Origin of the sequence: Laspinema sp. D2d (genome assembly GCF_025370755.1) — a bacterium.
Lineage (GTDB): Bacteria > Cyanobacteriota > Cyanobacteriia > Cyanobacteriales > Laspinemataceae > Laspinema.
Map to the genome: position 1 here is coordinate 22668 of NZ_JAMXFC010000012.1, position 12323 is coordinate 34990.

Annotated in this window: 13 protein-coding genes; 5 read left to right on the plus strand and 8 right to left on the minus strand. The window is 47.5% G+C overall.

All coding sequences use genetic code 11. The annotated features are described in order from the left end of the window. Window positions 1–345: 345 nt before the first annotated feature. A complete protein-coding gene (locus tag NG796_RS10440; protein ID WP_207090547.1) occupies window positions 346–609 on the minus strand; it encodes a hypothetical protein in 264 nt (87 codons plus the stop codon). 633 nt (window positions 610–1242) lie between these two features. Here NG796_RS10440 and NG796_RS10445 point away from each other — a divergent pair. Next, window positions 1243–1560, plus strand: a complete 318-nt coding sequence (locus tag NG796_RS10445; protein ID WP_317619293.1) for a hypothetical protein — start codon at window positions 1243–1245, stop codon at window positions 1558–1560. A gap of 232 nt (window positions 1561–1792) precedes the next feature. Here the strand turns inward: NG796_RS10445 and cruG are convergent, their stop codons facing one another. The 5 genes from cruG to cruF all read right to left on the minus strand — a co-directional run bounded on the left by cruG (window position 1793) and on the right by cruF (window position 6283). Beyond that, on the minus strand, window positions 1793–2971 hold the full coding sequence (cruG, locus tag NG796_RS10450) for a 2'-O-glycosyltransferase CruG (protein WP_261206511.1): 1179 nt from the start codon (window positions 2969–2971) through the stop codon (window positions 1793–1795). A 139-nt stretch (window positions 2972–3110) separates the two neighbouring features. Next, complete coding sequence (locus tag NG796_RS10455; protein WP_261206513.1) at window positions 3111–3758, minus strand: DUF3226 domain-containing protein; 648 nt, start codon at window positions 3756–3758, stop codon at window positions 3111–3113. A 2-nt stretch (window positions 3759–3760) separates the two neighbouring features. Beyond that, on the minus strand, window positions 3761–4924 hold the full coding sequence (locus NG796_RS10460; RefSeq protein WP_261206515.1) for an AAA family ATPase: 1164 nt from the start codon (window positions 4922–4924) through the stop codon (window positions 3761–3763). A 98-nt stretch (window positions 4925–5022) separates the two neighbouring features. Then, the gene (locus tag NG796_RS10465; RefSeq protein ID WP_261206517.1) at window positions 5023–5238 is read right to left on the minus strand and encodes a DUF6887 family protein; all 216 of its coding nucleotides are present in this window, start codon (window positions 5236–5238) and stop codon (window positions 5023–5025) included. A 106-nt stretch (window positions 5239–5344) separates the two neighbouring features. Beyond that, entirely contained in the window at window positions 5345–6283 is a 939-nt protein-coding gene (gene cruF, locus NG796_RS10470) for a gamma-carotene 1'-hydroxylase CruF (RefSeq protein ID WP_261206519.1), read from the minus strand. A 406-nt stretch (window positions 6284–6689) separates the two neighbouring features. Between cruF and NG796_RS10475 the strand changes: the two genes are divergently transcribed. From NG796_RS10475 to ruvX, 3 genes are all read left to right on the plus strand, one after another. Next, window positions 6690–7883, plus strand: coding sequence for a F420-0:Gamma-glutamyl ligase (locus NG796_RS10475; protein WP_411268799.1), 1194 nt, complete (start codon window positions 6690–6692; stop codon window positions 7881–7883). A 177-nt stretch (window positions 7884–8060) separates the two neighbouring features. Beyond that, complete coding sequence (locus tag NG796_RS10480) at window positions 8061–9311, plus strand: GNAT family N-acetyltransferase (RefSeq protein ID WP_261206522.1); 1251 nt, start codon at window positions 8061–8063, stop codon at window positions 9309–9311. A 102-nt stretch (window positions 9312–9413) separates the two neighbouring features. Next, window positions 9414–9878 carry a Holliday junction resolvase RuvX gene (gene ruvX, locus NG796_RS10485; protein WP_261206523.1) on the plus strand — a complete coding sequence of 155 codons (465 nt, stop codon included), beginning with the start codon at window positions 9414–9416 and terminating at the stop codon, window positions 9876–9878. Between the two features lie 47 nt (window positions 9879–9925). Here ruvX and NG796_RS10490 read toward each other — a convergent pair whose 3' ends face one another. After that, a complete protein-coding gene (locus tag NG796_RS10490) occupies window positions 9926–10183 on the minus strand; it encodes an HU family DNA-binding protein (protein ID WP_261206524.1) in 258 nt (85 codons plus the stop codon). A 121-nt stretch (window positions 10184–10304) separates the two neighbouring features. On the opposite strand from NG796_RS10490, the gene NG796_RS10495 reads away from it, so the two are divergent. Next, a complete protein-coding gene (locus tag NG796_RS10495) occupies window positions 10305–11579 on the plus strand; it encodes an MFS transporter (protein WP_261206526.1) in 1275 nt (424 codons plus the stop codon). Window positions 11580–11669: 90 nt separating this feature from the next. Here NG796_RS10495 and hisIE read toward each other — a convergent pair whose 3' ends face one another. Beyond that, window positions 11670–12305 (minus strand): bifunctional phosphoribosyl-AMP cyclohydrolase/phosphoribosyl-ATP diphosphatase HisIE, encoded by a 636-nt coding sequence (hisIE, locus tag NG796_RS10500; RefSeq protein ID WP_261206528.1) that lies wholly within the window; start codon window positions 12303–12305, stop codon window positions 11670–11672. Between the last annotated feature and the right edge of the window lie 18 nt (window positions 12306–12323).

The following is a 12323-nucleotide window of genomic DNA, read 5'->3' on the forward strand; positions in this document are numbered from 1 at the left end:
CAAAGGAGGGGAATTGATTTGAGTCGAGTTGAGGGCAACCTTCAAACCGGCGGATGGGATGGGCTTTTTGCTCAGGAAAAACCCTGAGATTGGATTTTGAGTTAGATATTGACCACCAGGATATCACATCTGTTGGAGTTTCTAGCAAGGGATTAGGATCCTGGGTTAATGGAGCCTCGGTTGGGGGCGATCGCGCTTCTGAGTCTTTGGGGGTGAGTTCCCACCCACAGCGATCGCCCCCTCACCAGAGACTAAGGGGGCAAGGAAAGAGGCTACGGCTGAGTTGAGTGGGTAGCAGTCGCCCAACTCCACCGGGCATCATAAAGACTCGTAATTTCCGGGTCTTTATTCTTCGGTAAAGCTGCGATCGACACTCGACAGAAAGACGGGTTCCACCCGAATGCCCAAGATCGTAGCGGGTCGCACGACCATATACTCTCCTTGAGCAGTTTTGATGGGCACGTTGATAAACTCTTTTCCGTCGGAGTTGGGGACCAATACCCCTTGATACCATTTCTGGAACTCTTGGATCGTGGAAAAACGCACCTGTTCCTTGTGTCCACCCTCGATCAGGAGGGAAACGCCTATATAATCTGGGGTTCTCGGCATACGGCAAGAATTATCCTCAAAGCACCGAGATTATTATGAGCGTTCAAGGGGGCAATTTCATCGGTGTTTTCAGAAACTATCCGGATCCCTCAAATTCTTTAGACACCCTCAACCCCTGCGATCGTCTATTCTCAGTCCGAGTCAGGAACGCTAAAAGCCGAAAGATTCACAACTTGAGTTAACCCTCTTGATGTTCCCTGTCAAGAGTTGCTGTCGTTCTCCTCAGAACCAATTTAAAACCAACCCTTCAAATCGCTGTTGCTTAAAATGTTCGCCAAATATAATCCCATTTCATCCCTTACTTGGTGAGTTATTTCCTCTTTTGTACAACGGTCTAGGGTCGCTTGAAGAGATCGCCTGTTCCAGACAATAAAGACTTCTGGGAAAATTCTAAAAGCCTCCATCCCTGACACCTTACTGGTAGCCAATATTAATCAAATGGCTATAAGTCCCCGCCGTTCGATCGGCCAGAGACTTTTTATTGGTTTAACTTATCCCTTTGATTAGGATTCCTTTTAAAATCAAGATTTCCTAACAAAACTTTCCCCCTGGGCACAGGTAGATTTACCCAAGCTGGTAAAGGCGCTAGAATGAACCCAAAGTTCTGACCTTCTGACCTCGGAGTTGGCTTATATGGACACAACTGCCCATTCCAATACTGAATCCCTTGACAACTTACCCCGTGAGGTGAGGGTCACTCAACTCCAGTATCTGATGCAAACCTTGGAAATCGCCGATCGCATTGCCACCAAAGGCTATTTGATCACGAGTTCCGAACTAGCAGACCTCATGGATGTCAATGCCAGCGCCGTCACCAGTCGCGGTGATAACTGGCCCTGGCGTAACTGGATCGTCTCCCGGGTGCGACGAGAAGGAAACCAAATTCTCTGGCAACTAGAACGAATCGATTTATTTAATGGATCGGGTGAGGATGAGGGAGATGGAGAATAACTCCGAATCAATGATTCAATAGGGTTTCTCAGTCATTGCTCTACTGTCCGGGGTCCTTTGTTCCGGCTTTAGAGTCAAAGGTCAAACCTCTTTTTCTTTCTTTCGTTTGATCATGCCATATCCTCAACCGAAGCAGACCCTGAAGGCCCAGCCTTCGGGGAACCTCTTCCACGACTTGAGATCAACCACCGGGACCCAGCAGGCAACGGCTCATTCAGCAGTCAAATTCCTGCTATTTTGGTCTATATTGTCGTCCGCGCCACTGAGTCGGGGTGTGAATCGCGGACAGAATAATTCTCAAAACAGCCAGAGGGTCGGCGACGGGAGACAGCCAGAACAACCAAGCCGCCGTTTTTGGGGCCTGAGTTCGGTCATAAGAAGGGGCGATCGCCAAATTCAAAGCACAGCGAATCCCCAACAACAATAAATTTAACCCCAACAGCAACCGCGACCCTTCCCACCCCAATAATAAATACCCCAACACCACCAGCAGCGGGAACCCTTGTACGGATAGCAAAAACCAAACATCTCCCCAAGTTTGACCCCATGACGCCGCATCCTTGAGGTCCAAACTGCGCCCCCACTCACGCCAAGTTTCTGCCGCCCCCTCATACATCCGAACCTTAATCACCTTCGCCCCATCCATAAACCCGACCTTAAACCCAGACTGGGCAATATTTCGAGCCAAAGTCACGTCATCACAAAACGACTGACGGGCGCTGCGATACCCCTCCACTGCCGCCAATACCGATCGCCGACAGAGGAAACATTGACCATTCGCCATCACCCGTTCCGCCGAACTCGCCTCGGTATTCGTCGGACCAAAGCGATACACCAGAGTCATTAATAGCGCCGGTTGTAGCACCATTTCCCCCGCCTCCTTGAGAATAAACTGCGGGGAAAACGACACCAAATCATACCCTTTTGCCTCTGCCGCCTGCACCACTGCCGCCACTAAACCCGGGTGAGGTTGAGTATCCGCATCGATGCCTAAAAACCAGCGACTACCGGAGGAACTGGACAAAAATCCATAATTCAAAGCCCAAGGACGGCCCACCCAATCCCCCGGCAAAGGGTCATCAGTCACCAACCGAATCCGGGGGTCCGTTTCTGCCGCCGCCTTGACTAACTCTTGAGTACCATCGGTGGAGTTGCTATCCACAATAATGATTTCCCGGACTTCATAACTTTGCCGAGTCAATCCAGCGAGACAGGGCCCGAGGCGATCGCGTTCATTTAAAGTCGGCACCACCACACTCACTGCACCATACATCTTCTGAGTTGGTGTAGTCGGTTCAATCGGAGGCTGCCGAAACGCCCCTTTAATCAGCCGAGAAAGCAGAATCGCCGTCGCAGGCAACTGCAACAGTAACAGAATGGTCGATAAAATAGAGAGTGACAAATCAGACAAAATATGGTAAAGAAGCAATTCAGATACAAGGGAAGGAATCGAGAGTTACCAGCGATCGGGATATCTCGAACAATCCTTACAGGGTATCACTTTACTGCAATTTGCCGATTATCGCTGAGAGATTGATTAAATTCATCCCTTACAAATTATATAAATTTTTAAACCAATTAATAAATACAGTAGACCGGGGATGGGTGGGATTAAGAATTCGCTCCATAATGGCATTATGTAATTGTCGTCCGGGGGGATGTTGCCAAGCCAACCAGGTATAAATATTAGCCTTATCAATATGAGACTCAATCAATGGAGCACCTTTTGTTTTAGCTTGTTGGACCACCGATTGAGCATACTCCCATAAGAATTCACTCTCCTCGGGAATCAAATAGGATAAAAACGTTTCTAACATCCCTTGCATTTTGTTATCCGGCATAATCCAAACCCCCAACTTTTTATCATCGGGTAGGGGATGAATTAATCCAGATTCTGGAAGTTCATCAGGTAGATCCGGGATAATTTCCAGACAATTTGTGCGGATACTCTGCCACCGTCCTGCTGGATTATCATCGGCATCGACCATGATGCCTAAAGCCTCCAAACCAGAACTTTTCAATGCCGTGGAAATTTCGTCTTTATTAATTAATTGTTGCCACCCATCGTAAGCTTCAATCTGAACAATTGGATTTCTAGTCGTCCCCCAATCGATGCCATTAGCTTCGATGAGGTAAGGAATCACCCGTTTATCTTGCTCTCCTTCAACCAGCAGCAGATTTTTGTGAATCGTTGCCATACCTAACGAACCTCAAATCCTCGTTCTGCTGCCACTACAATTTCCCGGTCTGTAAAGACTACACTGGTGTTTTTACCTCGTTCTATGCGGTGAATCCTAATTCCATTTTCATCGGCTGATTTCTGATTAGCAATCGTGGCAAGACTCATCCAACAATCACTATTATGGGTGGTGGCGAAAACCTGCACATTCAATCGAATAGCGGTTTTCCAAATCATTTCCCACATTTTAGAAAGCGCAGTAAAGTGAAGTCCTGTATCGATTTCATCAATTAATAAAACACCTCCTTCTGCACAGATAGTTGCTAAGGCAATTCCTAAAATCCGCCAGATACCATCTCCCATACTCCCAATCGGTATCCGGCGATCGCTATCCGAAAGACGCACCACAAATCCCCCCCGTGAGTCTGAGTTTCTATTAATTCGAGACCTCACTGATGCAATGCGCTCAATTCGCGGTTCAACAATTTGGAGGGCTTCCTGTACCAGTTTTTCTTCAGGATTTAATACAATTTTTTCAAATAAATCAATCATCTTTTCTTTGGTTAAAGATGATGAGTTTACAAATTGGATTCGGCTTTTTGGGGGTCCTGAATCACTCAGTCTGCTGGTCTCATAGTGAATAGAATTAACAGGAAGCCCCCCAGAAAATAATAAACTAATTTTGCGTTGTTCCCTTTCTTCTCCCCGATGCCATTTAAGTTGAAACTCTAGTTCATTCCCCTCATCGATTAATAACGCCAACTTATCTAATAACGCCAAATCATCAAGAGGATACCCTTGATAGCCACCAGGAGGTTCAGGCTCCCTTGGGCCATTTTTGAATTGAACTAATCCTGACAAGGTTTCCGTACTATCTTCCGTAGTTCCAGAAATTGAAAAAACCTGATTGGGTTCAATTTCATGTCCATAAAATAGATGGCGAATTTCAAAAACCCGTTCTCGCTGATTCAAGCCACCCTCTTCCCCTTCTAAATATTCCCCTCTTCTGTTCATCACTTTCATCAGGGTCTCGACTGTCCCGCGAGAGCAGAGCGCTTCAACCGCTTCTAGGATAGAGGTTTTACCGCTGTTATTTTCCCCAACTAATAAATTGATTCTACCCAGGTTTTCTAGTTTAAAGGATTGGAATCCTCTAAAATTTTCAATGGCTATGGTTTTAAACATAAATTATAGACAAGGGTCATTTGTCATTTGTTAGTCAAGAAAGCTAGTTTGTATTACTGTTGTTGGAACGACGCTCTCTCATCTCTTGCGTTAATCGTTTATGAATCGGTTAAATTGATTTTTGCTTTCAAAATAGCGGTGATTTCACGTTCAGGATTGGCTAAATCGAAAGGATGAGGGTAGCGAACTGTTTCCGAACTACGCCGACTGATTAACACTTGTAATGCTTCGCGGAATGCCTTTTCTTCATTTCGATGCTGAGACAGGTATTGTTTGAGTTCAGCATTGGTCATTTGATGCAAATTTTCACTCATAGAACAAGCTACCAAATCTTCGGTCAATCTACCGCTATCACTGGACTAAAAAAGGCGCGCTATGGTCGGACCATAACACACCTTAAATTCTACAAGCAATGGAGGGTTATTTGGCGGCGACTTCTACGGGAGGTAGGGAGACTTGAGAGAGGGTAGTTGCTGGAATTGGCTCGATCGCCTCCTCGGTTTCTGCTGCTTCTAAAGGAGAGGCAATCCACCATAACACCACCGCCGGAACCACTCCCAGAACCATGCTGAGTAAGGTGGGGATAACGAAGCGTGAATCTAATGCAACTAAGGTGATCACGGCACCAAAGGCAAAGTTAACAATGTAGGTGATTAATGGTAATCCTAATTGTGAACGGGATAATCTAATCGGTGCTTTCCCCCAAAAGAAGGCGGCAACACTCATGAAGATTGCGCCGGTTCCCATCCATCCGCTGAGGTTGCGGTAAGGCATTCCGAAAAAGGCTCCTTCTTCTTGGAATTGCCAGAAGGGGAAGGCGGTTTGACTCATGGCGGGGTCGAGTACGAAGTCCCAGGCGGTAAGCAGGAGTGCACCCAGTGCGATCGCCCCAATCTGTCTAACCCACGTTGGTAGTTGAATCGATTCTAATCCCGCACGGGCTAAAACATAGCAGACGAGTCCCATATAAAACCAGGACAGAGGAATCGTAAACGGCACTAATCCGGCAATTTTATAGCCTAAGCCACTCAAATATTGATAGTGTCCGAAGGGGAAGCCGGTACTGGTCCCCAGCAGTTCACTCCCGAGGGAGAGAACCACTGCCGGGACCATAAAGGTTAACCACAATCGCGTTCCTAGTTCTCTATAGGCATAAAGGGCGACTGCGGCAGCCCCTAAGATGATATAGGAGACTCCCCCTCCAGCCATGCTCCATTGAAATACTTTCTGGCCGAATTCGGACAGGTTGATGATGAATTCTGGATTGGGTAATACCAGCAGCAGTCCGGCAAGTCCAAAGGCCATTGATACGGTATGGCTAATCAGGCACAGACGTTCAGCAGTTACAAGTTGCTTCATGGGAATCTAAAATATTCTGATATTCAGAAAACGCTTCATATTAGTTTACAAATGTTTAGGAAAAATAGGGTTATGACATTTCCAAGGGATCAGGTCCGGTAGGGGGCAGATTTCTAGCAAACGGGTTGCTTCATCCTAAATATAGGACAAGTCCAGAGAAAAAACGCTAAATGTAGAGAAATTGAGTAAAATTGATCCCTTGTCTGGAAATCATTACGGTTTTTGTGGGGAAGGGTGGGGCGTCGGTGGCGGATCCGGAATTAAGCCGATCGCCAGGGAAATATCCGTGGTAAACATTTTTTAGCTTACTTCAGCATGGGATTGCCCGGAATGGACCGGCTGCCTGGTTGAGGTGGAGTCAGCTACCTGCGCGATTTTTGTACATTTTGAGAACAGGGGGAAACTTGTGGCGATCGCAACCACCATCGGAATCACACTCGGCGCGGCAGCATTGGTCCTGGGAACCGCTGCGGCTGCCATCGAATACCAATACCGCAGAAGACCGGGAAATCAACTGGATTTGACCCCGGGAGAATGGCGCGAGGAAGTGTTATCTCCTGAACGGCATCAACTCATTGGGGAAATGGAACTGATCAACCGCACCTCCACCCTAGAAATTATGGTGCCGGAAGTCCATACGGAGGTTAAACTTCTCTCAGGCAGTAGCTTAGAAGGAATCACCACCCGGACAGAAGTGATTCCCATGCACCCGGATGAAAAATCCCGGGATGATAACTATTGGTTTGGCTATATTGTCAAAATTGGCAAAAAAACTCGCATGAAAGTGGCGGTTGATATTCAGGGACCGAATCTCGATCGCCTAAAAGCGGCCTGGATTGCCGTCACTTATGTGACTTATGGACCCGAGGGCCGGATTCCCAAAACCCGCCATGTCGTGGTGCCTTTCAAATATCCCGACCCCTCGGAATCTACCAATTGGCGCAAAATTCCTGAAGCCAATTCGGAAATTTTACCGATTAAAACCCATTTATTGACCAACTTGGATGATCCCGTTGATATCGTTAAGCGGTATGTGATGCCTCATGCTCAACCGGGGGATATCGTAACCATTGGGGAAACCCCCGTGGCGATTATGCAGGACCGCTGGCATCATCCGAGTACCGTTAAGCCCGGATTTGTGGCAAAACGCCTCTGTTATTTCTTCCTGCCGACCTCTAGTTTAGCCACCGCCTGCGGATTGCAGACCTTGGTGGATATCGAGGGACCTGTACGGGTCGCCTTGGCCTTTTTCATTGGGGCGATCGCCAAAGTCTTTGGGAAACCTGGGGTCTTTTACCAATTAGCCGGAGAACAAGCCAGGTTGATTGATGACGTCACCGGGACCTTGCCTCCCTACGATCAATTTATTGTCCTCGGTCCCGATAATCCCCAGCAAGTCGTCGATACCATCAAACAACAGACGGGATTATCTGCTGCTATCGTAGACGTGAACGATTTAAAAGCGGTTAAGATATTAGCAGCCTCCTCCGAGCTTTCTACTGATATCCTAGAGCAATCCTTACGGAGCAATCCTGCCGGGAATGCCGACGAACAAACCCCTGTGGTGTTGATTCGTCCAGGCCGGAAATCTCAATCCTAAAACAGCGATAGATGATTACGGAGGAAGGAACAGCGCCGATCTTCTGCCTTCCTCCGTCAGGGGGGCGATCGGGCAGGGTGAACGATAGCCACCTGTGCTGTTCCACGAGGGTTGCAAAGCCTAAAAAGCTGTTTGCACGGTGCTGTCAAGCTATGTTGAATAAACAGTCCCTCCAAAATGACCTCACACCTGCCCCAAAATCAAACTCTGACGATCCGCCCCCTGCAATACCGCGACCTGGAAACGGTGGCGGAACTTGCCAATGCAACTGAAATTGAGGCGGGCAGTCCCAGCAGTTCTATAGACAATGGGTCCCTGGATATTGGGACTCAAATTGATACGGTTCGCCGCTGGTATTGGCCCCTGAAGTTGCTGAGTGTGTTTCCCAATCCACTCCAAAATCGGTTGTGCGTTCGGGTCGCCCAAGACGATCGCAAAATTCGTGGTGCCATTCAGATTTCTCCGTTTAACCATACCCGCAGCACTTGGCGCGTAGATCGGGTAGTCGTTCCCCCCAGTTCGGAAAAATTGGGGATTGGGTCCCAACTGATCCGCCATTGCTTAGAGTCTATCTGGGAAGCGCGGATGTGGCTGCTAGAAGTGGATGTCAATGAAAAAGATGAACTAGCGCTGTATCGGCATAATGGGTTTCAGCCGTTGGCGCAGATGACCTATTGGGCGATCGCCCCGGAATTGTTGGAACAGTTGGCCCAACGGGAACCGGATTTACCCAATTTGATGCCGGTGAGTAATGCCGATGCTCAACTGCTGTATCAATTGGATACTGCTGCGATGCCGCCTTTAGTGCGTCAAGTGTTTGATCGCCATATCCAAGATTTTCATACCAGTCTGATGGGTGCGATCGCCCAAGGCATCCGCCAATGGCTGCATAAAACCGAAACCGTGAGTGGGTATGTGTTTGAAACCCAGCGCAAAGCGGCGATCGGCTATTTTCAAGTCCGTCTCAGTCGCAATGGGTCTCAACCCCATGTGGCGGAATTAACGGTTCATCCCGCTTACACCTGGTTATATCCCGAACTGCTGGCCCAAATGGCCCGGATTGTGCAAGAATTACCGGCCCAATCCCTGCTGTTAGCCTCCGCCGACTATCAACCAGAACGGGAAGAATATTTGCAACAAGTGGGTGCACAGCGGATTTCCCACAGCTTGCTCATGTCGCGATCGGTGTGGCACAAGCTGCGCGAATCTAAGCCGGTGTCTTTGGAATTGCAATTATCCGAGGTCCTGCAAGGGTTACAAGGCACTCGCAAACCCATTCCCAGCCGGATGTCTTGGCTATCCAAGCCCCCCTCTCCCTCCACCAGTTCTGGGAAACAAGAACCCTCCCAATCCTCGATGGAGGATATCGGTTCTTTGTTACCGAGTGAGCAATTGGATATGACCTTGGATGATGATACCCTGAGTTAGAGTCTGGGTCATTAGTCAGAATCTGGCTAATGACTCGACGGCTAACCCTTGAGCATTCATGAGTATGAATGAACGCTCAAGTCTGTCAGGTTTGATGAGGGAATGACACAGAAAATTTCAGCACTTGGATTAGATATTGGTCGCAAACGGATTGGCGTCGCCGGTTGCGATGGAACAGGTTTAATTGCCACAGGAATTACCACCATTGAAGGGAAATCTTTTGCCGATACTCTCAGTCAACTTCAGGCGATTATTGAAGAACGCAGAGTCGAGGTGTTAGTCGTAGGGTTGCCTTATTCAATGGATGGTTCCATCGGCTTTCAAGCGCGCCAAGTTCAGAAATTCAGCAAACGTCTCTCGGCAGCCCTCAATTTACCCATCGAGTTTGTAGATGAGCGCCTCACTTCCTATTATGCCGAGCAAATGATGATTGAACAAAATGTTTCTCCCTCTCGTAACAAAGGATTAATTGACCGGAAAGCGGCGGCTTTGATTTTGCAACAATGGTTAGAGGACCGGCGCAAAACTATTAAGGCTGAAACTGGAGAACCACCCAAAAACAGTTAATCAAGTGGGGCGGTTGGGTCAGATAATTAGCCCGGATAAAATGGGTTTTAAAGGTCTCCGCGATAGGTTGACGCCCAACCGAAGAGTTTTCTTAAGCGTTGAGAAGGGTTGAATTTAAAAACGCTCGTTTCTCCTTCAGGACGAATGTAAAACGTGCCAAAATTCTTGAGAGAAACACTTTGTCCTTGTTTGAGAGATTCGTAGATTTCAACTAAGGTTGCCTCTAGTATTGCCTCGACAGCATCGGGGTCTTTCTGGACTCGTTGAGCTATTTTAACAATCAGTTCTTTTTTGTCAATCGACATTTTTGTAGATTTAGTTCAGGGGATAATCGGTTAAACTGAAAGAAAAATTAAAAGATTTATCGGCGATCGCCATCAGGAAATCGTCGATTAAAGCATCCTATCCCCTTTTTTTAACTCCTGTATGAAACGTTTATTTAAGCGTCTGTTGGATTGGTTGCCTACACTTCCCCTACAAGTTTGGGTTTTAATTTCCGGTCGGTTGTTGTCGGGAATTGGGAGTGGATTTACGTTGTTTTATGCCCCGATATTTTTCGTTAATGAGGTCGGATTAACTAAAACTGCCGTGGGGTTTGCTTTAGGCATTGGTTCGATCGCCGGAATTCTGGGGCGGATTATCAGTGGTTCCTGTCTGGATTCCCCGCATTGGGGCCGCAAACGGACCTTACTAGCAGCCGCGATTATTTCGGCGATCGCCTCTGCGGTATTAGCGGTTGCCAATGGCTTTAACATCCTCGTCTTAGGGAATATTCTCATGGGGTTTGGGATTGGCTTATATTGGCCCGCTACTGAGTCCGTGGTGGCGGATTTAACCAGTGGAGGACAACGCCATGAAGCCTACGCAATGGCCCGATTGGGAGATAGTTTGGGGTTACAAGTAGGGGTAATTTGGGGCGGTTTTTTGATTTCAGTAACCGGGGAATATCGGTTACTGTTTATCATTGATTCTGCTTCATTTGTACTATTTTTCGGATTGATTTGGATGGCGATTACAGAACCTCAGCGCCAGGGGGGTGCTTCTAAACCTCCCTTGCAAGGATGGATGAGTGCCTTGCGCGATCGCACCTTAATGGTGTATGCCTTGGTGAATATTATTTTTACCACCTATATCGCCCAAATTCAAACCACGTTACCGCTATATCTGAGTGATTTTGTGGAATCAGAAGACAGCGGCAGGGGATTTTCTGCTGGAACCATTGGGGGATTATTTACTTGGCATTTAGCCCTTTGTATCTTGATGCAATTGCCCGTTTCCCGAGTCTTCAAAGACTTGCGACATTCCAAAGTTTTGGCAATTTCTGGCATTTTATGGGCAGCCGGATTTATCTTTATTGGCATTACGGGAACGATTTCAAATTCACCTTTAGTCACCGCCACGATCGCCCTGGGTATTCTGGCGATCGCGATCGTGGTTTACAATCCCGCTGCCTCCTCTTTAGTGGCAGAAATGGCCCCGGCTTCTCTGCGGGGAGTCTATTTATCTCTGAACTCTCAATGTTGGGCGATCGGTTATTTTATCGGCCCTATTTTAGGGGGATGGGTGTTAGATTTACCCCGTCCCCTCTCGGATGGATTATGGCCTGGATTAGTCGTCAGTGTGGGGGTTGTGATCTGGATTTTACAAGTTCTTGACCGGATGTTGGTTCAGAGAAAACGGCTGAGTGAATCGCAAATTTGATGAATCCGGAAACGCCTGAAGGCGTTACTAAAACAAGAAAAATTATCATCTTTATTAGTTCTTAGTAACGCCTTCAGATGTTATTATTTTTTATCGCCGACGTTGTTGCAACTTACGATAAACCTCTCGTAAATCTACATTGTGTTTCGCTAAAGCAACCATTGAATGGTAGAATAAATCAGCGACTTCCCCGGCGATCGCATCGGCATCATCATCTTTACAAGCCATCACCACTTCGGCCGATTCTTCCCCAATCTTCTTGAGAATTTTATTATCCCCACCCGCGATTAATCTAGCCGTATAAGAATCTTCTGAGGGATTGTCCCGGCGATCGCAAATCACCGCAAATACCTGAGATAGCGTATCTGCCGGAGGCGCAGCAATTTGGCCCTCAACTTGATGAAAACAACTGCGTTCCCCCGTATGGCAGGCAATATCACCCACTTGTTCAATGCCGATTAATAGACAGTCACTATCGCAGTCATAGCGTAGCGATCGCACCTTTTGGAGATGTCCCGATGTTGCCCCTTTGTGCCACAATTCTTGACGCGATCGACTCCAATACCAGCATTCCCCAGTCTCCAGGGTTTTTTGCAACGATTCCGCATTCATCCAGGCCATCATCAACACGGTTCCATCCAGATAATCCTGGGCGATCGCCGGAACTAGACCCTGTTCATTATAGCGAATCCGATCCACCGGAATCGCCGTTTTACTGCTTACCATTTCAGTCTCCGACATAAC

Coding starts and splice junctions, on each gene's coding strand:
- NG796_RS10455 (WP_261206513.1), bottom strand. CDS start 3,758: ATGGCAACGATTCACAAAAATCTGCTGCTGGTTGAAGGAGAGCAAGAT.
- NG796_RS10460 (WP_261206515.1), bottom strand. CDS start 4,924: ATGTTTAAAACCATAGCCATTGAAAATTTTAGAGGATTCCAATCCTTT.
- NG796_RS10480 (WP_261206522.1), top strand. CDS start 8,061: ATGACCTCACACCTGCCCCAAAATCAAACTCTGACGATCCGCCCCCTG.
- NG796_RS10445 (WP_317619293.1), top strand. CDS start 1,243: ATGGACACAACTGCCCATTCCAATACTGAATCCCTTGACAACTTACCC.
- NG796_RS10465 (WP_261206517.1), bottom strand. CDS start 5,238: ATGAGTGAAAATTTGCATCAAATGACCAATGCTGAACTCAAACAATAC.
- ruvX (WP_261206523.1), top strand. CDS start 9,414: ATGACACAGAAAATTTCAGCACTTGGATTAGATATTGGTCGCAAACGG.
- cruF (WP_261206519.1), bottom strand. CDS start 6,283: ATGAAGCAACTTGTAACTGCTGAACGTCTGTGCCTGATTAGCCATACC.
- NG796_RS10440 (WP_207090547.1), bottom strand. CDS start 609: ATGCCGAGAACCCCAGATTATATAGGCGTTTCCCTCCTGATCGAGGGT.
- hisIE (WP_261206528.1), bottom strand. CDS start 12,305: ATGGTAAGCAGTAAAACGGCGATTCCGGTGGATCGGATTCGCTATAAT.
- NG796_RS10495 (WP_261206526.1), top strand. CDS start 10,305: ATGAAACGTTTATTTAAGCGTCTGTTGGATTGGTTGCCTACACTTCCC.
- NG796_RS10490 (WP_261206524.1), bottom strand. CDS start 10,183: ATGTCGATTGACAAAAAAGAACTGATTGTTAAAATAGCTCAACGAGTC.